The organism is Gemmatimonadota bacterium (assembly GCA_026387915.1).
GTDB lineage: Bacteria > Gemmatimonadota > Gemmatimonadetes > Gemmatimonadales > Gemmatimonadaceae > Fen-1231.
On sequence record JAPLKS010000005.1, the window covers coordinates 201,297 to 220,402 of the forward strand.

Below are 19,106 nucleotides of genomic sequence, written 5' to 3' on the forward strand. Positions count from 1 at the left end.
CGTTTCCGCTCAGCCGGCGTCTGGCTCTGCGGGGTCGGTGTGCGCGTCCGCGGCGTGTGCGTGCGCGGCGTGTGCGTGCGCGGCATGCTTCGGCGACGGGTCGTGATAGATCCCTTCAATAAGAATCTTCCGCACGAGCACCATCAGCACGGCGAGCATCGGCACGGCCACGAGCAATCCGGTGGGGCCTAGGAGACGACCCACCACGAGGACCGCCAGAATGGAAAACACCGGCGGGAGATGCACGCCCTTTTGCATAATGAGCGGCGCCACGATGTTCGCTTCGATGATGTGCACCACAACGCCGATGAGCAGTACGAGCAACGCGCCGCTCGCGCCACCAGGGCCGCCGAGCACGAAGAGCGCCGGCGCGACGGTGGAAGCCAAGGTTCCAAAGAACGGCACAATCGCCGCGAGGCCAGCAAACAAACCGAACGTGAGCCAGTACGGGACGCTGATGATTTTGAACAACACCGCCGTCAGCACGCCGAGGACCGTCATGGCGATGAACTGCGAGATGATCCAGGCGCGCAGGGTGCGCGCGAGCGCAGCGAGCACCTCGCGGGACTGGTCGCGATAGCGCGGCGGCGTGACGGCGATCACCATGTTCTCGTACGTACGCGGATGCAGCGCGAGGTAGAGCGCCATCACCAGCACGGACACGATGTTGATGAAGCCGTGCACGAGATCGAACACGTGCGGAATGATGCCTGAGGCGAACGCTTCGGCTTCGCCGACGGCGGACTTGATCATGTCGGCTTGGCGATCGGCGCCGACATACGGCTCAAGCGCCGGAAAACGATCGACGGCTCGCTGAATCCACTGCTGCCACGCCACGGCAAACTCAGGAAGCCGTTCAATGAGCTGCCGCGTCTGTTCGACCACGGGTGGCACGAGTAGCGCCCACACGCCCCAGACGCCGGCGAAGGTCAGGGCGACGGCAACGGACATCGCCACCACTGGCTTGAAGCGCAGCTTGGTGGCGAGCAGTTCCTTCAGGGCGTTGAGATAGACGCCGAGGAGAATGGCGAGAAAAAAGAGCAGCAGCACGGGCGCAACAGAGCGCGCAAACCAGAGTAGCGCGACGAGCGCGACGACTCCAGCAAGGCCCGGCGTCAGTTGGACGAGCCGGACTCTCGCAGTGGAGTCGCCGTGTGAATCAGCCAAGCTCAGCCTTTCTTGCCACGAACATCCTCAACCTCGGCCTGCACGGTTTCCTCACCGGCACCAATGCGACGTGGCGCGGCCGATTCACCTGCAGGGAGGAGCCCCATCTTCTGCTTGAGCGCGAGCAACTGCTGGTCGGCGCTGGCACTGCCGGCCACTTTCTCGAGCTTCTTGAAATCGCCCACGAGGCGGTCGCCCGAAAACTCTTCGTCGATTTCCGTGGACGCTTTGATCATGCGTTCGTTTTGATCGATTTTTTCTTCCATGCGGGCGAACGCCTCAAAGGCGCTCTTCTCGGACATGGAGGACATCGTCTCGGAAATGCGCTGCTGGGCCTGCGCGCGACGCTGGCGCGCGAGCAAGAGATTCTTCTTGCGCTTGGCCTCTTCGATTTTGTCGTTGAGGTCGCGCAGGGAGTTCTTGAGTTTCTCGGTTTCGGCCGCGTGCGACTGCCACGTCGTCTGCAGTTGCTGCGCGTGCTCGCCGTGCTCGCCTTGACGGACGAGCGCCTGCTTGGCCAAGTCATCTCGCCCTTCCTTGATGGCGAGCATGGCCTTGGCTTCCCAGTCCTGCGACGCCTTGTACTCGGCTTCGGCCTGGTCCTTGAGGCGCTTTTCGTCGGCAATGGCGCTGGCCACCTGCTGTTTGGCCTTTGCGAGCTGATTGCGCATGTCGACAACGATCTGGTCGAGCATCTTTTCCGGATCTTCCGCCTTGGAGATCAGGTCGTTGATGTTCGACTTGAAGAGCGTGGCAATGCGATCAAAAATGCCCATCGTCAGCGAGCCTCTCGGAACGACGCCAGCTCGCGGATGTGCGAGGCCAGCGCCAAGGTGATGCTCTCGTACGCAGCAAGAAACTCCTCAAAATCGAGGTGCGCGAGCTCGAGGGCTTCGGTGAGTACGACCGTGTTGTGCTGAATGCCGTACGACCCGTGAAGCAGGTCGGTGGCGTTCAGTTCGAGCAGGCGATGGGCGAGCCCATAGCGTTGTTCGTCGTTGGCAGGGAGGTCCATGACCTTTACCCGCAGGACGACGACCGGGGGCGAGTAGTGCACGACGACGCCGAAATCGAGCTGTCCGGTCGGTTTCACCGTCCAGAGCCCGTCGTTCACTTCTTCGTAGGTGACGCCGTCGGCCGACAAGCGGTCGAGGAACGTCTCGATTTCTTCTTTATTAACCATTCAGGTCTCTCGCTGCTGTGGCTGTCGGGGAAACCTACGGGAGAGCCTCTAGTAGAAGTTTCACTCCGACACGGGGTTTGTGCCAGCGTCAGCCGCCAGAACGCTTGATTTGCACCAATCGTTCGCGGGCGAGCCGGCGCCCCGTTGGGGTGGCCGCGAGGCCTCCGCCGGCGGTTTCCCGGTACCGAACGTCCATTTCGCTGCCGATCTCCCCCATGACGTCGATCACCTCATCCACCGGAATGGCAAAGGTGACGCCGGCCAGGGCCATTTCGACGGCGGCGAGGGCTATGGCGGCGCCCGTCGCATTGCGGAATACGCACGGGAGCTCCACGAGCCCGCCGAGGGGATCGCAGACAAGTCCGAGGGTGCCCTGTTGGGCGAGGGCCACAGCGTGCCCCACCTGCGTCGGGGTGCCACCCAGCATTTCGACGGCCGCGCCGGCGGCCATTCCTGCGGCGGCGCCCGTTTCGGCTTGGCAGCCACCTTCGGCTCCGGAGAGCGAGGCTCGTTCGGCAACAACGGCGCCAATCAATCCGGCCGTCGCGAGGGCGCTCACGATGTCATCTTCGGAAATCCCGCGGGCCTTCGCGAGCCCGGTGAGCACGGCGGGGAGTACGCCCGCGCCACCGGCTGTGGGGGCCGCGACGATGACGCCCATTGCCGCATTCACTTCCTGCACGGCCAAGGCGCGGGCAATCACGTCGGCAAATGGAGAGCCGGTGAACGGACCCTTGGTGCTCTGTGCGACCTTGGCCGCGTCGCCGCCGACTAGGCCGCTCTCGCTGTACAGGTCGCCCACGAGCCCCTGTTCAATCGCGCTTCTCATCACGACGAGTGCGCGTCGGAGCGCGTCGCGAATCTCTGCGACGGGACGCCCCTGGTCTTTGGCTTCGGTGTCGAGCGCGAGCTGCGAGAGGGAGCGGTGCGACGCTTCAGCGTCGGCGATCGCGGCGAGCAGTGACGAATACACGGTGACTGGGAGAGAGACTCGAACGGACGAGGCGAGACAATAACAATCCGACGGGGTGGCGTGACCGAGCGGTGATCAGCCGCTGACTTTATCGAGGCGGTGCGACCATCGCACCCACGAGAGGGCGCGAATCGCGTCGCGCACCTGTTCGTCGGGGCGATCATCTACTTCAATCACCATGAATGCGTCGCCGCCTTTTTCTTTTCGCGTGAGTCGCAGCGTCGCAATGTTGATACTGGCATCGGCGAGAAGCTGCGCGATGCGGGCGACGGAGCCTTTCACATCTTCGGCAACGAGTACGATGGTGTGATGATTGCCATGCACTTCGACGGGGAACCCATCCACTTCCGTGATATGGATGCGGCCGGCGCCCAGCGACTCGCCGGTCATGACATGCGTGCGATCGCCGCGCTCGAGCGTGATGCGCACCGTGTTGGGATGCGCGGTATCGGAGAGCGTGGTTTTTTCGAACACGTACGCGAGTCCTTCGCGTTCGGCGATGTTCAGCGCGTCGCGAATGCGATCGTCGTCGGGGCGGAAACCCATCAGACCGCCGGCGATCGCTTTGTCGGTGCCATGCCCTTCGCCGGTGCGCGCGAAGGAGCCGTGGAGTTCCATGTGTGCGCGCTCGGGCGTGCCGCCCACGAGTCCGCGGGCCAGCAAGCCAATGCGACAGGCGCCGGCGGTGTGACTGCTACTCGGCCCCACCATCACGGGGCCGATGATATCGAGAAGCGATACCATCAGCGTTTGCGCGGAGCGGCGGCGGTGCGCAACACCGCGCCGAGGTAATGACCGGTGTGACTCCCCGGCGCTTCGGCGACGGTCTCTGGCGAACCCGCCGCCACAATGCAACCGCCGCGCGATCCGCCGTCGGGGCCGAGGTCCACGACCCAGTCCGCGGTTTTGATGACGTCGAGATTGTGCTCAATCACCAGCACCGTATTCCCGCGCTCCACCAAACGGTGCAACACATCGAGCAGCATGCGAACGTCCTCGAAGTGCAGACCGGTGGTCGGTTCGTCGAGGATGTACAGCGTGCGGCCGGTGTCGCGCTTGCTCAGCTCCGTAGCGAGCTTGACGCGTTGCGCCTCGCCACCGGAGAGGGTCGTGGCGCTCTGGCCAAGATGGATATAGCCGAGTCCAACGTCGTTGAGCACGCGCAGCTTGTCGCCGATTCGCGGCTGGTTTTCAAAAAGCGCCAAGGCATCTTCGACGGTGAGATCGAGCACTTCGCTAATGCTGAGCCCGCGGAAGCGCACTTCAAGTGTTTCGCGATTGTAGCGTTTGCCCTTGCACGTCTCGCAAGTGACGTAGACGTCTGGGAGAAAGTGCATTTCGATTTTGACCAGTCCGTCGCCCTGACAGGCTTCGCAACGTCCGCCCTTCACATTGAACGAGAAGCGGCCGGGGCCGTAGCCGCGCAGCTTGGCTTCGGGCATTTCGGCGAACAAGTCGCGGATCGGCGTGAAGAGTCCGGTGTACGTCGCGGGATTCGAGCGCGGCGTACGACCGATGGGGCTCTGGTCGATGTCGATGACTTTATCGAGGTGCTCAATGCCCGTAATGCGCTTGTGCTCACCCGGCACGACACGCGCACGATAGAAGTGGCGAGCGAGCGCGCGGTGCAGGATGTCTTCGATGAGCGTACTTTTGCCCGAGCCACTGACGCCCGTGATGGCGACGAACAACCCGAGCGGAATCTCAAGATCGACGTTCTGCAGGTTGTGCTCGGTGGCACCTTCCACGCGCAGCAAGCGCTTGGGGTCGCGCGGGCGCCGAGCACCGGGCGCCTCGATGCGCTTGGTGCCATTCAGGTACTGCGCGGTGAGTGACGCCGGATTAGCGAGCACCTCGGCGACCGTGCCAGCCGCGATCACTTCGCCGCCGTGTTTGCCGGCGCCTGGCCCGAGATCAATGAGGTAATCCGCTTCGCGAATCGTTTCTTCGTCGTGCTCCACGACGAGCACGGTGTTCCCGAGGTCGCGCAGTTGCTTGAGCGTGGCGAGGAGGCGCGCGTTGTCGCGTTGGTGCAGGCCGATGCTCGGTTCGTCGAGAATATAGAGCACGCCAACGAGGCGCGAACCGATTTGCGTGGCAAGGCGAATGCGTTGCGCTTCACCACCCGACAGCGACTCAGCGCTGCGGTTGAGCGTGAGATAGTCGAGGCCCACGTCCATGAGAAAACGGAGTCGCTCGCGCACTTCCTTGAGGATGGGGCCACCGATGTCCGGATCAATGCCCACGCGCCCTGGCGCGCGCAGCGCAATGGAGTCGATGAACGCGAGGGCGTCGCTGACCGAGAACTCGCCAAACGCGCCGATGTTGCGTTTGGCGATCGTCACGGCGAGCGACTCGGGCTTGAGACGCAGCCCCGTGCATTCGGGACAGACGGCGACGACCATGTAGTCTTCGAGATCGGAGCGAATAGAATCGCTCGTCGTCTCGTTGTAGCGCCGCTGCACGTTGGAGAGGATGCCTTCCCAGCGCGTTTCGTTTTCTTCGCCGCGCTTGCGCGGTTGGCCGAACAACAACGTCTCACGTGCCTTGGCGGGGATTTTTCCCCAGGGCGCGTTGAGTTCAAAGTTCAGCTGCTTCGCCAACCCAGGAAGAATGACGCGCCGCAGATAGCCGTCCGGCTCGCCCCAGGGCAGGATGACGCCTTCCAGCATCGAAATACTGGGGTCACCCAACACGAGATCGGCGCTGGCGGTGCGACGTGTGCCGAGCCCGCTGCAGGCTGGGCAGGCGCCAAAGGGCGAGTTGAACGAGAAGTGGCGCGGCTCAAGTTCGGGCATGGACAGCCCGCAACTCGGGCAGCCGTATTTCTCACTGAAGAGTTGCGTTTCGCGTTTGGTGCCGTGCTTGACGATTTCGACCAGGCCGTCGGCGAGGCGGAGCGCCGTTTCGATCGAATCGACCAGACGTCCACGGTCTTCGACTTTGACGGAGAGGCGATCCACCACGACGGACACGTCGTGATTCAACCGGCGATTGAGCTTGGGCGGGTCGGCGAGCTCAATGAGTTCGCCATCGACCATCGCGCGCACAAAGCCCTGTTTGCGCGCGGACTCAAAGAGTTCGCGGAACTCGCCTTTGCGGCCGCGCACGAGCGGCGCGAGCACTTCGATGCGCAGGTCGGCGGGCCAGCCGAGGATGGTGTCGGCAATCTGACCTGCACTCTGACGCTCGACGGGATTGCCGCACTCTGGGCAGTGCGGCGTACCGGCGCGCGCGTAGAGCAGGCGGAGGTAGTCGTGAATTTCGGTGACGGTGCCGACGGTGGAGCGCGGATTGTGTCCGGCGGTCTTCTGCTCAATCGAGATGGCGGGCGACAGCCCCTCGATGGCGTCCACATCGGGCTTTTCCATTAGCCCGAGGAACTGGCGGGCGTAGGCGGAGAGCGACTCCACATAGCGCCGCTGCCCCTCGGCAAAAATCGTGTCAAAGGCGAGCGACGATTTGCCCGAGCCCGACAACCCCGTGATCACCGTGAGGCGGTCGCGGGGGATGGTGACATCAATATTCTTGAGATTGTGTTCGCGGGCTCCGCGAACAATCAGGGCATCTTCTGGCATAGCCTGTGTAAGCTGGAGGCCATCAAGGGCGGAAACAAGCGGCGGCGTGAGATGGTTCAATATCCGAAGGCCCCCGGAGGCTGGGGCCGGCCGGCCGATTCGAGCCGGATGACCGGCTGGTTTCGCTTGGACACAGCCCCTTCCCTATCTATAGATTTCACAGTTCATGTCCCCCTATCCGCGCTTTCGTCCTCGTCTTGGCGGTTGCCTTTGCCGCTGCTGCGAAGTTCGCGCCCTCCTCTCTGGAGCGGCGAGCGCTCGACCGTGGAGGGTGTGCGGCCGGATGAGCGTTTTCCCAGACGGCGGCCTGCGATGAACCAGTCGGCCTACAATCCTTGGAACGACAACCGCTCCGGTGATGCCGAGCAGTTGCCGCTCGGCGCTTTTGAAGGAACGTCGTTGTTGCCGCAGGTCGCGCCGGCGTCGCGGGACGATGGGGAGTCGGACGCGCCGGCGGCGTATCGCGAACTTCCGGTGTGCGGCGAATGGTCGTATGAAGTGCACGACGACGCGGAGTCCCGCGGCGCGGCACTCGTGGCCGACGCCATCAGCGCGACGGCCACCGCACAGCGAGCGGCAGCCACCGCAGCGCGTCTGGCAGCCACTCTGCAGTCCCCCGCGCGCGGGATGACGGCGGGCACGACTCCGCTAGACGCCGCGCACACCGCGTCGGCCGGAGCTGCACCGAAGACTGCCGCTGGGTCGGTCGGGATCAGCGGGTCGGCGACGCAGCGGCCGAGCCCAGAGGCACGACGGCCGGAACGTGCGCCGATGACGCCGCGCATCGTAGCGCGGGTGCCGGCCACGCCGACGGCGTTGCCGGCGCTGGACGAACTGCGGAGCCAGCACGAAGCACATCCGGGAGACGCGAAGACGGCCATCGCGTTGTCGGCGGCGTTCGACAAGCGCGGCAACATTGCAGCCGCACTCGGTGCGCTCCAGCGCGCCATCGACTCTGGCGCGGATGCGGTGCCGTTGCGATGCGCGCGCGCGGCAATCCTCAGCGGTCGTTTGCGGTACGACGACGCCGAAGCCGAGTTGAAGAAGGCCGCGAAGGTACACGCGGACGATCCCGACGTGCTGTTGCAGCTTGGCATTCTCGCCTGCCGCCGCGCCAAGTGGCGCGATGCCGTCGAGCCGCTGACGCGCCTGATTAAGCTCGACGCGGCCTCGGCGCAGGGGCTGTTTTACCTCGGCGAGACGTTGAATAAACTCGACAAACTCCCCGACGCGCTCGTGGCGTACGAGCGGGCGAGCGAGCTCGAGCCCGACAACTGGCGCGCGCTCAAGGGCGTGGGGATCGTACTCGACCGTATGGGGCGACCGACGGAAGCGGCCGCGTTTTACCGTCGCGCACGCGACGCGCAGCAGGGCTAGCCCGTGCATCCGATTCTCGTGGTTCGCGAGCGAAAGCGCGCGCTGATCGCTGTCGGTATTCTGGCCGCGTGGGGAGCCGGGCTCTTCGCCCTCGCGCGTCGCGAGTTCTCCGTGAGTGCACCGCAGCGTCTCGCAGAGATGGCGCAGCGCATTGCGCCGGGTTCGACGTTTTTTGTTGTCGAGCAGGGCGGTCAGCAAATCGGCTTCGCGTCGAACACGATCGACACGACGGGCGCCGGCATTGATGTCGTGGATTACTTCGTAGCCGATTTGCCGATTGCCGGTGCCGCGCATCGTACGTCGGCGCGCAGCGTGGTGAAACTGTCGCGCGCCCTCGCGTTACGCACCTTCGACGTACAGGTGGAATCGGCCGACGCCCCAATGCGCATTGGTGGCCGCGCCGACGGCGACTCGGCGATCGTGTTTGCGGCAGCCGGGGCGGTGCTTGGCGCTCGGGTCGAGAAATCCGACAGTCAGCGCGTCGCGGTGCGGGGGCCGGTGTACCTCCCGACGCTCGTGCCGCTGCTGGTGGCGCTCGGTGAGACGCCGAAGGTTGGGCGTTCGTATGCGCTGCCGACGTTTAATCCAACGACGATGTCGTCGGCGACGATGCGGCTGAACATTCGAGCCGAATCGGTATTTACACTCGTTGACAGCGCGCGGTTCGATGAGACTCGGGGCGAATGGGTGAGCGCGCTGACCGACACGGTGCGCGCATGGCGCGTGGAACCGGAGGCAGCGCAGGGCGGATTCACCGGCTGGGTCGATGCGCAGGGACGCGTAGTGCAGAGCACGCAGCCCGGCGGCATTACGCTCCGACGGATGGCGTATGAAATGGCGTTTGAGAACTGGCGCATTGGTCGTGATCGCGCCGCCGCCACGGCGACGGGCGGCCGCAAGAATGACATTCTCGAGCGCACGGCGATCGCGGCCGGCGCGCTACTGGGGCGCACCAAACTGATGCTGCTGCGCGCCGAATTGAACGGCGCCGAGTTGCGAGGCTTTGATCTCGACGGCGGACGTCAGTCGCTGGCAGGCCGCACGGTGACGATCACGCGTGAAGATGCGCGCGCGCTGGCCCCGGGATGGTCGCTCCTGACGAGTGACACGGCGTTCAAAACGCGGTTTCGCGCGGAGCTTTCGCCGGAGCCGTTCTTGCAGTCGAACGAACTGCGCATCGTGCAACTTGCCGTACGCATTGCCGGGAATGATCGTGACCCGCGCGTGATTGCGGAGAAGATCAATACGTGGGTGCACGACTCGCTGCGCAAGGAAATCGTGTTCAGTATTCCGAATGCGCTCGAGGTGTTACGGACGCGACGTGGCGACTGTAACGAGCACACACAGTTGTTCACGGCGCTCACGCGCGCGCTTGGCATTCCGACGCGCATTGCCACCGGACTCGCGTATGTGAACGGCAAGTTTTACTACCACGCGTGGCCGGAAGTGTGGCTGTCCGACTGGGTGGCGGTGGACCCGACGTTCGGCCAGTTCCCTGCCGACGCCGCGCACGTCCGATTTGTGGTCGGCGGACTTAACCGTCAGGTGGAACTGTTGCGCCTGATTGGCAATCTCAAGATTCGCGTGACGGACGCTCGCTGATGCGCGCCAACAGTCTGTTCCTTTGCTTGTTCCGGCGTACCCGCCGTATGGAGCCGCAATGATCCAGTTGCAATCACTGACCAAACGCTACGGTAAGTTCACCGCAGTGGACGCCATTGACCTCACGGTACCACAGGGCGAGCTGTTCGGCTTTGTGGGGCCGAACGGCGCAGGTAAAACAACGACGTTGCGGATGATCGCCGGCATCTTGCAGCCGACGTCGGGCTCAGTGCGCATCGGGGGCATCGACATCGTTGCCGACCCCGTCGCCGCAAAATCGAAGCTCGGCTTCATCCCAGACCGGCCGTTCATTTACGAGAAGTTGACCGGCGCGGAGTTTTTGCGTTTTGTGGCCGGTCTCTACGGCCAGGAAGGCGCCGAGGTGGAGCATCGGGCGCGCGAGTTGATGGCGCTGTTTGACCTCGACGAATGGCGCGACGAACTCGTGGAGAGCTACAGCCACGGGATGCGGCAGAAATTGATCGTGAGTAGCGCGTTTGTGCACCGTCCGGACGTGATCGTGGTGGACGAGCCGCACGTGGGGCTCGATCCAAAGTCGATCAAGATTCTGCGTGACCTGTTCAAGGAATACACGCGGCGCGGCCACACCATCATGATGAGCACGCACACGCTCGACGCGGCGGAGTCGCTGTGCGACCGCATTGCGATCATTCACGCCGGCCGTATTGCGGCGTGTGGCACCATGGACGATCTGCGCGCTGGCGCGGCGAGCGGCGGCACCGGGCTTGAGGAGATTTTCTTGAAACTCACCGGCCAGAACGCCGCACGCGACCTGATGGACGTTCTCGATGCCTGAGGCCGCCGGACGCGGTGCGGCGCCCACCGCCGCTGGCGGTGTGCTCCCCGATGCCCCGCTCCTGCATCTGCTCGCGCCCAAGTGGCTCACGGCCCGCGCGCGCGCGATGGCCAACGAACGCGGCCGTGGCGCGCGCTTCACGCTGCTTGCGATTGTCGGCGTGTTGTTTTGGGGCTTCATCTTTGGCGTGCTGTATCGCCTGCTGAGCTATTTCCGTGGCGTGCAGGAAATCGGGCCGCTGCTCGCCGGGAAATTGCTCGGCCTGATGCTCGTGAGCTTCTTCTCCATTTTGTTGCTCTCGAACGTCATCACGGCGCTCTCCAGTTTCTTTTTGGCGCGCGATCTCGACTTACTCGTGAGCGGTCCCGTGGACTGGCTGCGCCTCTACGGCGCCAAGTTGCTCGAGACGGTCATCGCGAGTAGTTGGATGGTGGCGTTAATGGCTGTCCCAGTGTTCGCGGCGTACGGCGTGGTGTACCACGGCGGGTGGCTCTTTGCGCCGTTTGCCATTGCAGTCTTCGTGCCCTTCCTACTTGTGCCGTCGGTGATCGGCAGCGCGGTGACGTTGATTCTTGTCAACGTGTTTCCGGCTCGGCGCACGCGCGACATTCTCAGCGTGATCGCCGTCGCATCGGCGGCGGCGATTGTGCTGTTGCTGCGACTGGTGCGCCCGGAGCGTCTGGCGCGCCCCGAGGGTTTCCGCTCGCTGGTCGATTTTGTTTCGGTGCTCCGCACCCCCACCTCGCCGTTTCTCCCGAGCGAATGGGTCCAGCGTTCCATCATGAGCATGCTGGGCGGCGCCACGGACTGGCTGGCCGTCTATCTCATCTGGTCCACGGCGGCGGCGTTCCTCGTGATGGGCGCCTTACTCCATCGGCAGCTCTATTTGCATGGGTTTAGCAAGGCGCAGGAAAGCGCGGAACGCTGGGCGCGTTCCGGACGCATGACGCGGATCGCGATGCGTGTGCTTCGCCCCCTTGGCGTGCTCCGGCGCGAGTTGGTGCTCAAAGAGTTGCGAGTGTTTTTCCGTGACACCACGCAGTGGTCACAACTCATTCTGCTAGCCGTGCTCGTGATCGTGTACGTGTTCAATATCAAGTTCCTCCCGCTGCGCGGCGAGGGCGTCACGTGGTTGCTGCAGCAGATTGTCCCATTTCTCAATCTCGTGCTGGCCGGCTTCGTGCTCGCGTCCATTGCCGCGCGATTTATTTTCCCTGGCGTGTCGCTCGAGGGACGCACACTGTGGCTGTTGCGTTCGAGCCCGATGCGCATGCAGGATTTACTGTGGGCCAAGTTCTGGGTTGGGACCACGCCGTTGTTGGTGCTGGCCCTGCTCATTGTGGGCGTGACCGACCTGCTCCTGCAGGTGACCCCCTTCTTGTTTGTCGTGTCGATCTGCACCATTACCCTGATGACCTTTGCCGTCGCGGGCCTCGCGATTGGATTTGGGACGCTCTTCCCGCAGTTTGAGACGGAGAACGCCGCACAGATTCCGACGAGTTTTGGCGGCCTGCTCTTTATGATGTCGTCGGTGGGCGTCATTGGCGGGGTCGTGATTCTGGAGGCACGCCCGGTGTATGGATACTTGTCGGCCATCGCATTCAAGCAGCCGACGAGCCCGCTCGAAATGATCGTTGGGTTCGGCGCCGCCGCCCTGCTCTGCATTGCGGCAACGGTCATCCCCGTACGTGTGGCGCTGCGGCGCCTCGAAGCCGTGGAGCGTTAATGCGAATCGAACATGCGAATGAGCCGGACATTCCCTCGCTCGTTGCCCTCAACAACCGTTATGCGCCGCAGGGACTGACGCTCGCACGCTCGGAGGGCTTCGCCTATGCTCACCTCGCCGACTATCGCGTGATTCGCGACGCCGATGGATCGGCCGTGGGGTGTGTGGCGCTCGACGAGTATTCACCGTCGATTGTTGAAATCATCTCGCTCGCGGTCACGCCGGCCGCACAGGGGCTCGGCTACGGCAAACGACTCATCGCGGCGGCGGAACAACTCGCGCGACGACGCGGATACCAAGAAGTGTTTGCCGTCTCGTTCTCCGACGAACTCTTTCTCTCGTGCGGATTCGAGCACGCGGCGCTCTCGCACTTCCCTGAAAAAATTGCGCGTTATGCGACGGTGGATGCGAGCGAAATTCTCGTCGGCGAGAAGCACTGCTTCACCAAGCGCATCACCGTCGGTTCTCCTGCCCCGTTGCCAGCGTAGCGCGCCACGGCGAGGTTCGCGAATCACCGAGCGCAGGCCCGCCGAACATCGGCTGCACAGCAAAACAGGCGGGGCGACGCATCAGCGTCGTCCCGCCTGTTCAGCGTCCGGCCCACCTATGGCGCGCCAGTCGCAACAATCACGGCGTTGGATGCCGTCGAGGCCACGATGTTTGCCAGATTGACTCCCGGGGCAGCGCCGAGCGTCCACTTGGCCGTGACTTCGCCGAGTGCGCTGGTGATGGCGCTGGCTGGCGAGATGGCGCCGCCGCCCGAGATGATCTGAAATGCGACGGTGATGCCCTGCATCGGCACGTTATTCGGTCCCACGACACGCACGACGATCGAGTTGGTGAGCGAGGTTCCGACTTTGGCGGTTTGGTTGTTGCCCTGCGCGACGATGATATCCGTCGGCAGAATCGCCGTGGCGGTCAGGCGCACCGACGCGACGCCTGGCGCGGATGCGGTGAGTTCTTGTTCGGTCTGCGTGTTGCCCACCGTCCACTTCGCTTTCACTTCGCCTTTCGCATCGCTCATCGCGGAGGCGGGATCAACCGCACCACCGCCAGCGGTGACGGCCAGCGCAATCTGCTGGCCGATGATGCCGGCGCCGCTCTTGTCGGTGACGCGCAGGATAACGGCCTGCGGAAGGTCTTTGCCACCCTGCACGGCCTGCAGATTGCCCTGCACCACGGTAAGTGCGGCGGGCGTAGCTGTGGCCGTCGCGGTGGCCTTGGCGCAACCAGCGATGGTCAGGACGGCGATGCCGCCGAGGGCCGGGATAAGATTGAGTATTCGCATAGGTTCTGCTTGAAGTGTCGGCAGAACCCAGCAAAGCTGAAGCCGTTACTCGGGTACGGCGGCTTCCGTTTGAGCCGCGTCCGGAACACCCGCTGGGCCCACCCTGCCGGCGCGAGCGGCCTCTGCACAGGCGGCCGGCAACCCGGCGAGGGCGGAGAGCACCAGAAGCCCTGCCCCCATCCATAGAAGGCTCGCCAGCGGCTGGAACCGGATGCGCACCAACGAACCCACCGATTCCGCTCGCGATACCTGCACCTGCACATCCTGAAGCACGCCAAAGAGAATGCCGGCCCGAAGCACGGGTTCGCCAATGTCATCTTCGTCGGCGTCGATGAACTGCCGTTCTTCCGCAACCACGAGTCCCTGCCGACGCCCAGCCCGCGCGAGTACGAATGGGACCGACACCACGAACATGTTGCTGCGGACGTAGCGACTCTCGCCTTGGCTGGTGAGCGTCCACTCGCGGCCGAGCACATCCTTTGCCGCATACCGCTCGCCAGCATTCAGCGACGTTACATATTCGCGCCGGAACGGAAGCGCGATGCTCCCCACGACAAAGAGCACGACGCCCACCTGCGACAACCGTGCCGCGATACCTGGCGCCGCAACTGGGGACGCATCGACACTGAGCGCGAACAACCATCGGCGACGCATGACGATCAGTGCGACGCCCAAGACGACGCTCGCGGAGGCGATGAATCCGAACAGCATCGCGTTTGGCGTTTGCGCGAAGCCGTGCAGCGTGCGGAGCGTGTCACCACGCGCCACCCACGCCCCAATGAGCGTGGCCGGGAACGCCGCGAGTGCGAGGATCGCGCGCTCGGCGGGATGCGTGCCACGGCGCGTCGAGACGTGCAGCAACACCGCCAAAATGGCGAGTGGAATCGCGCCCGCGACTTCGACGGGATCCCACGCCCAATAGCCGCCCCATCCTGGCTCCGTATACGCCCAGCGCATGCCCGACGCGACGCCCGCGAGCAACAGCGTCCACGCGATCAGCGCCCACGCGCGTGCAGCAGACCGCCACGCGTCGTCGAGGCGACGCACGCCGAGCGCGGCCACGGTCAGCGCGAACAATGGAAGGGTGGCCGCCGTGCCCGCGAGCAACAGGGGCGGATGCACGAGCATCCATCGGTTCTGCAACACGCCGTCGAGTCCGCGCCCTTCGCGAATCGCCATGTCGAGCGACGCCAATGGATCCGCAGCGAACGCGGTAACGGCGGCCATCACCGCCACCACGCCGCCCATCGCCGGTACAAACCAGACGAGTCGATCGGCCATCGAGCGACGGTGCGCGAGCAACGCGGCCGACGTCACGACCGCGAGTGCCAGCGTCCACACCAGCAGCGAGCCCGGCGCTCCACCCCAAAGTCCGCCGAGGCGATACGCGCGCGGGACGATGAGACTCGAAAACGTGGCCACGAACCGCATCGTGAAGTCGCTGGTCATCAAACCGCTGGCGAGCACGACGGTGGCGACCACCAAGCCGAACGTTGCGAGGTGCAGCGCCCGCACGCCATTACGAACCAGCCCGCGACGACGCATCGCGCCGCCTGCGACCGCGGCCCAGCTACCGACCACCGATGCCACGAGCGCGAGCCAGAGCGCCCACTGTCCGAATGCTCTCACGCGCGCCTCAACGATCGACCTGCCGCACGAGCACCGCCGCCGTCGCGCCGCCGATGCCGTCCCAGGTGAGGTCGCGCAAACTGAAATCGCGATGATGCGTGAGATCCCACCACTCCTTGCCGACGCCGACCGCCGCGGTCACGCCCGCGGCGCTCCAACTCGCTCGCCCATAGTCCACACCGCGACTTCGCAATGCCGCATGAGTGCCGCTTTGAATGAGAGCGGACACGGCAAAATGCGCGGCTTTGTCGCGCCCGAACCACGGATCAGGATCGTTGACGCGCGGCGGTCCGCCGAACGTCGCAGAAAAAACGAGGACGAGCGGTGGAATCACTGTGTGTCCCGCGCCCACGACACCGCGGCGCGCACCGCACGATGCCAGCCGCCAATGCCTGCCTTGGCGCTCGCACTGCCCTCGCCGGGCAAAAACTTGTGATATTTGCGCGACGCGAGGAACGCGTCTGCCGTGGGCCACACGCCGGCCGCGATACCGGCGAGCGCACCGGCGCCCATCGCCGTTGTCTCGATGACATCGGGGCGCTCCACCGGCACACCCAAGACATCGGCCTGATACTGCATCAGCCACGAATTCTCGGTGGCGCCGCCATCGACGCGCAGCACGTCCAGCGACGCGCCGCTCGCCGCGCGCATCGCGTGGAGCACATCCGACGTGCCATAGCACATGGCCTCGAGCGCCGCACGGACGAGGTGCTCGCGCGTCGTACCGCGCGTCAGTCCGACAATCGTACCGCGAGCGTTGGCTTCCCACTCTGGCGCGCCAAGTCCGGTGAGTGCGGGCACAAAGTAGACGCCGTCGGTCGAGGTCAGCGAGCGCGCCATCGCTTCTGATTCGGACGCGCGCGATACAATTCCGAGACCGTCACGCAACCATTGCACGGCCGCGCCAGCAATGAAGATGCTCGCTTCCAACGCAAAGTGCGGCTCACCGCGTGGGCCGCAGGCGATCGTGGTGAGCATCCCGTTGCCGCCGGTGGGGCGCGTGGTGCCGGTGTTCAGCAACAGAAACGCGCCCGTGCCGTACGTGTTCTTACTCATGCCGGCGTTCCAACACCCCTGCCCAAAGAGCGCCGCCTGTTGATCGCCGGCGACACCGAGAATCGGAATTTCGCGACCGAAGTATTCGGCGTGCGTCACACCAAACGATCCCGACGACGGCCGCACCTCGGGCAGAATGGACTCCGGCACTCCGAAGAGCGCGCAGAGCGGCGCACTCCACCGGCCGGCCGAGATATCGTAGAGCATCGTGCGCGACGCATTCGTGGGGTCGGTGGCGTGCACCGCACCGTTGGTGAGCTTCCAGATGAGCCAGCTGTCGATCGTGCCAGCGGCGATGTGCTCGAGTCCGCCGTGCGACGCATTCAGGCGATGCTCAATCATCCATTCGATTTTCGACGCCGAGAAGTACGGATCCGTGACGAGCCCGGTCGCGGCGTAGATGGCCTCGCGCTGCGGCGCGAGTGCGGCACAGCGCGCGGCCGTGCGGCGATCTTGCCACACGATGGCGCGTCCGATCGGCACGCCGGTGGCGCGATCCCACAGCAGAACGGTTTCGCGTTGGTTGGTGATACCAATCGCCTCTGGCTGTAGCCCACTCTGCGCGAGCGCCTCACGCGCCGCTTCGATGGTGCGCGAAAATATTTCTTCGGCGTCGTGCTCGACCTGTCCTGGCTCCGGAAAGTGCTGCGTAATCTCACGATAACCGCGACCCGCAATGCGGCCATCTTCGGTGATGACGAGGCAGGTGGAGCCGGTGGTGCCCTGATCAATCGCTAGAACGGAGCGCATCGGGACGGTAGCGGTGAGCGGTGAGGGAGGAACTGCGACGGGAGTCGCCGTTAATACGTAAAGGAATATGGCGCGCGATACAGCCCTTTGTCGGTCACGACGGCCGTGACGAGCGCATGCGGCGTCACATCAAATGCTGGATTACGCACGGCGACATCCGGCGGCGTCACCAGGGTGCCGCCCAGCATGCGCACCTCTGCGGGGTCTCGCTCTTCAATAATTATCGCGTCACCGTGGGGCGTGGCGCGATCCACAGTGGACCATGGGGCGCAGACGTACATCGGTATACCGTGGAAGTGCGCGGCAACGGCCACCGCATAGGTGCCGATCTTGTTCGCCACGTCGCCGTTGGCGGCGATGCGATCGGCGCCCACGAGCACAAGGTCGATTTCACCAGCGCGCATGAGGCTCGCCGCCATGCCGTCCGTGAGCACCGTCACCGGCACTCCGGCGCGCTGCAGCTCCCACGCCGTGAGTCGCGCACCCTGCAACAGGGGGCGCGTTTCGTCGGCAAAGACATGAATGCGGCGCCCTGCGGCGTGCGCCGCATAGACGGGCGCGAGCGCGGTACCAATGCCGGCCGTCGCGAGTGCGCCGGCGTTGCAATGCGTGAGCACCCGCGCACCGTCCGGCAGGAGCACCGCCCCGTGCGCGCCAATCGCGGCGCACATCGCGCGGTCTTCCTCAAGAATGGCCGTCGCCTCCGCGCGGAGCACCTCAAGGATGCGGGCGGCGGAGTCGTGCCACATCGTGGCAACGCGCGCGACCATCCGTTGCATTGCCCACGGCAAGTTCACGGCGGTCGGGCGCGTGGCGGTGAGTTGCGAGGCATACGCCTCCGTCCGAGCGCGAAAGGTGGCTGGGTCCTCTGCCCCGTGCGGGGCGAGCGCCACGACCAGTCCGAGCGCGGCCGCCACGCCGATGGCCGGCGCCCCGCGCACCGCGAGCGTACGGATGGCATCGCACACGTCGTCCAGCGCGGCGAGGTCACGCTCCACATAGGTAGAGGGGAGCCGCCGCTGGTCGATGATGCGCACTGCGGCGCCGCCCGGCGCCCACTGTACCGCTCGGATGGGTTCCACACCCCAAACGTATCGCCGGTGCGGTGCTGCCGGAATTCCGGCGGCGACGGACGCCCGCATCCCCTAGATTTCCACGGTCTCCACCACCGACCCGACCATGGCCTACGACTTTCTGCTCCTCGACGTCACCGACCGCATTGCGACGGTCACCGTCAACCGCCCAGACAAACTCAACGCGCTCAACGATCAGGTGATGGGCGAGCTGGGGCTGGTCTTTGCCGAGCTCGCCACGCGTGATGACGTCGGCGCCATCATTCTCACGGGCGCGGGCCGAGCGTTCGTGGCCGGCGCCGATATCGCCGCCCTGGCCCAAGCCAACCCGACGGAGCTCCAAGCGCGCTCGCGTCGCGGACAGACGGTGTTTCGGTCCATCGAGCGCTCGTCGAAGCCAGTGATCGCGGCCGTCAACGGCTTTGCATTCGGCGGCGGCTGCGAACTCGCCCTCGCCTGCCACATTCGCATCGCGAGTGAGAGCGCAAAGTTCGCGCTCCCCGAAGTGAAGCTCGGACTCATTCCGGGCTACGGCGGCACCCAACGCCTCCCCCGCCTCATTGGTCGCGGGCCGGCACTCCAGTTGATGCTCACCGGCGACGCCATTGATGGCGCCGAGGCATACCGATTGGGAATCGCGAACGCCGTCACCGCGCCAGACGCACTGCTCGCTGCGGCACGCACGATGGCCAGCACGATGCTCAAGAATGGTCCGGTGGCGATGGCGCGCGCCATCGAAGTGGTAGACCGCGGACTCGACGGCACCCTCGACGACGGCATCGCCCTCGAGTCGCAGTTCTTCGGTGCACTCGCCGACACCGCCGATATGCGCGAAGGTACCTCGGCGTTTCTCGCCAAACGCCCCGCCGTATTCGAGGGCAAATAGC

At 64.8% G+C, this 19,106-nt stretch carries 17 protein-coding genes; 6 read left to right on the forward strand and 11 right to left on the reverse strand.

Annotation, left to right across the window (positions count from 1 at the left end):
* Window positions 1–9: 9 nt before the first annotated feature.
* From NTZ43_01935 to uvrA, 6 genes are all read right to left on the reverse strand, one after another.
* Window positions 10–1,167: an AI-2E family transporter gene (locus tag NTZ43_01935; GenBank protein ID MCX5765970.1), complete on the reverse strand. Its 1,158-nt coding sequence runs from the start codon at window positions 1,165–1,167 to the stop codon at window positions 10–12.
* A gap of 2 nt (window positions 1,168–1,169) precedes the next feature.
* Window positions 1,170–1,943 carry a PspA/IM30 family protein gene (locus NTZ43_01940; protein MCX5765971.1) on the reverse strand — a complete coding sequence of 258 codons (774 nt, stop codon included), beginning with the start codon at window positions 1,941–1,943 and terminating at the stop codon, window positions 1,170–1,172.
* Between the two features lie 2 nt (window positions 1,944–1,945).
* A complete protein-coding gene (locus NTZ43_01945; GenBank protein ID MCX5765972.1) occupies window positions 1,946–2,350 on the reverse strand; it encodes a hypothetical protein in 405 nt (134 codons plus the stop codon).
* 88 nt (window positions 2,351–2,438) lie between these two features.
* The gene (sdaAA, locus tag NTZ43_01950; protein MCX5765973.1) at window positions 2,439–3,323 is read right to left on the reverse strand and encodes an L-serine ammonia-lyase, iron-sulfur-dependent, subunit alpha; all 885 of its coding nucleotides are present in this window, start codon (window positions 3,321–3,323) and stop codon (window positions 2,439–2,441) included.
* 75 nt (window positions 3,324–3,398) lie between these two features.
* Window positions 3,399–4,067: an L-serine ammonia-lyase, iron-sulfur-dependent subunit beta gene (gene sdaAB / locus NTZ43_01955; protein ID MCX5765974.1), complete on the reverse strand. Its 669-nt coding sequence runs from the start codon at window positions 4,065–4,067 to the stop codon at window positions 3,399–3,401.
* Entirely contained in the window at window positions 4,067–6,901 is a 2,835-nt protein-coding gene (gene uvrA, locus NTZ43_01960; protein ID MCX5765975.1) for an excinuclease ABC subunit UvrA, read from the reverse strand. Before uvrA ends, sdaAB begins: the two co-directional genes overlap by 1 nt.
* 312 nt (window positions 6,902–7,213) lie before the next feature.
* Between uvrA and NTZ43_01965 the strand changes: the two genes are divergently transcribed.
* The 5 genes from NTZ43_01965 to NTZ43_01985 are packed head-to-tail and all read left to right on the forward strand — an operon-like array spanning window position 7,214 to window position 12,911.
* Entirely contained in the window at window positions 7,214–8,278 is a 1,065-nt protein-coding gene (locus NTZ43_01965; protein ID MCX5765976.1) for a tetratricopeptide repeat protein, read from the forward strand.
* A 3-nt stretch (window positions 8,279–8,281) separates the two neighbouring features.
* On the forward strand, window positions 8,282–9,880 hold the full coding sequence (locus NTZ43_01970) for a transglutaminase-like domain-containing protein (GenBank protein MCX5765977.1): 1,599 nt from the start codon (window positions 8,282–8,284) through the stop codon (window positions 9,878–9,880).
* A 58-nt stretch (window positions 9,881–9,938) separates the two neighbouring features.
* Window positions 9,939–10,697: an ABC transporter ATP-binding protein gene (locus tag NTZ43_01975; GenBank protein MCX5765978.1), complete on the forward strand. Its 759-nt coding sequence runs from the start codon at window positions 9,939–9,941 to the stop codon at window positions 10,695–10,697.
* Window positions 10,690–12,423, forward strand: a complete 1,734-nt coding sequence (locus NTZ43_01980) for a hypothetical protein (protein MCX5765979.1) — start codon at window positions 10,690–10,692, stop codon at window positions 12,421–12,423. Before NTZ43_01975 ends, NTZ43_01980 begins: the two co-directional genes overlap by 8 nt.
* Window positions 12,423–12,911, forward strand: coding sequence for a GNAT family N-acetyltransferase (locus NTZ43_01985; protein ID MCX5765980.1), 489 nt, complete (start codon window positions 12,423–12,425; stop codon window positions 12,909–12,911). Before NTZ43_01980 ends, NTZ43_01985 begins: the two co-directional genes overlap by 1 nt.
* A 116-nt stretch (window positions 12,912–13,027) precedes the next feature.
* On the opposite strand, the gene NTZ43_01990 is transcribed toward NTZ43_01985, so the two are convergent.
* Genes NTZ43_01990 through mtnA form a run of 5 tightly spaced genes read right to left on the reverse strand, consistent with a single transcriptional unit; the run spans window position 13,028 to window position 18,219 of the window.
* On the reverse strand, window positions 13,028–13,711 hold the full coding sequence (locus tag NTZ43_01990; protein MCX5765981.1) for a hypothetical protein: 684 nt from the start codon (window positions 13,709–13,711) through the stop codon (window positions 13,028–13,030).
* A 45-nt stretch (window positions 13,712–13,756) separates the two neighbouring features.
* Window positions 13,757–15,340 (reverse strand): cytochrome c biogenesis protein CcsA, encoded by a 1,584-nt coding sequence (ccsA, locus tag NTZ43_01995; GenBank protein MCX5765982.1) that lies wholly within the window; start codon window positions 15,338–15,340, stop codon window positions 13,757–13,759.
* A gap of 7 nt (window positions 15,341–15,347) precedes the next feature.
* Window positions 15,348–15,674 (reverse strand): hypothetical protein, encoded by a 327-nt coding sequence (locus tag NTZ43_02000; GenBank protein MCX5765983.1) that lies wholly within the window; start codon window positions 15,672–15,674, stop codon window positions 15,348–15,350.
* The gene (gene glpK / locus NTZ43_02005) at window positions 15,671–17,146 is read right to left on the reverse strand and encodes a glycerol kinase GlpK (GenBank protein MCX5765984.1); all 1,476 of its coding nucleotides are present in this window, start codon (window positions 17,144–17,146) and stop codon (window positions 15,671–15,673) included. Before glpK ends, NTZ43_02000 begins: the two co-directional genes overlap by 4 nt.
* Window positions 17,147–17,196: 50 nt before the next feature.
* Entirely contained in the window at window positions 17,197–18,219 is a 1,023-nt protein-coding gene (gene mtnA, locus NTZ43_02010) for an S-methyl-5-thioribose-1-phosphate isomerase (protein ID MCX5765985.1), read from the reverse strand.
* Window positions 18,220–18,325: 106 nt separating this feature from the next.
* Here mtnA and NTZ43_02015 point away from each other — a divergent pair, with 106 nt between their 5' ends.
* On the forward strand, window positions 18,326–19,105 hold the full coding sequence (locus tag NTZ43_02015) for an enoyl-CoA hydratase-related protein (GenBank protein ID MCX5765986.1): 780 nt from the start codon (window positions 18,326–18,328) through the stop codon (window positions 19,103–19,105).
* Window position 19,106: the final 1 nt, after the last annotated feature.

What these genes read in the sequence shown, in the direction of transcription:
- NTZ43_01940 (MCX5765971.1), bottom strand. Translation starts at nt 1,943, where the DNA reads ATGGGCATTTTTGATCGCATTGCCACGCTCTTCAAGTCGAACATCAAC.
- NTZ43_01945 (MCX5765972.1), bottom strand. Translation starts at nt 2,350, where the DNA reads ATGGTTAATAAAGAAGAAATCGAGACGTTCCTCGACCGCTTGTCGGCC.
- sdaAB (MCX5765974.1), bottom strand. Translation starts at nt 4,067, where the DNA reads ATGGTATCGCTTCTCGATATCATCGGCCCCGTGATGGTGGGGCCGAGT.
- uvrA (MCX5765975.1), bottom strand. Translation starts at nt 6,901, where the DNA reads ATGCCAGAAGATGCCCTGATTGTTCGCGGAGCCCGCGAACACAATCTC.
- NTZ43_01965 (MCX5765976.1), top strand. Translation starts at nt 7,214, where the DNA reads ATGAACCAGTCGGCCTACAATCCTTGGAACGACAACCGCTCCGGTGAT.
- NTZ43_01975 (MCX5765978.1), top strand. Translation starts at nt 9,939, where the DNA reads ATGATCCAGTTGCAATCACTGACCAAACGCTACGGTAAGTTCACCGCA.
- NTZ43_01980 (MCX5765979.1), top strand. Translation starts at nt 10,690, where the DNA reads ATGCCTGAGGCCGCCGGACGCGGTGCGGCGCCCACCGCCGCTGGCGGT.
- NTZ43_01985 (MCX5765980.1), top strand. Translation starts at nt 12,423, where the DNA reads ATGCGAATCGAACATGCGAATGAGCCGGACATTCCCTCGCTCGTTGCC.
- NTZ43_01990 (MCX5765981.1), bottom strand. Translation starts at nt 13,711, where the DNA reads ATGCGAATACTCAATCTTATCCCGGCCCTCGGCGGCATCGCCGTCCTG.
- glpK (MCX5765984.1), bottom strand. Translation starts at nt 17,146, where the DNA reads ATGCGCTCCGTTCTAGCGATTGATCAGGGCACCACCGGCTCCACCTGC.
- NTZ43_02015 (MCX5765986.1), top strand. Translation starts at nt 18,326, where the DNA reads ATGGCCTACGACTTTCTGCTCCTCGACGTCACCGACCGCATTGCGACG.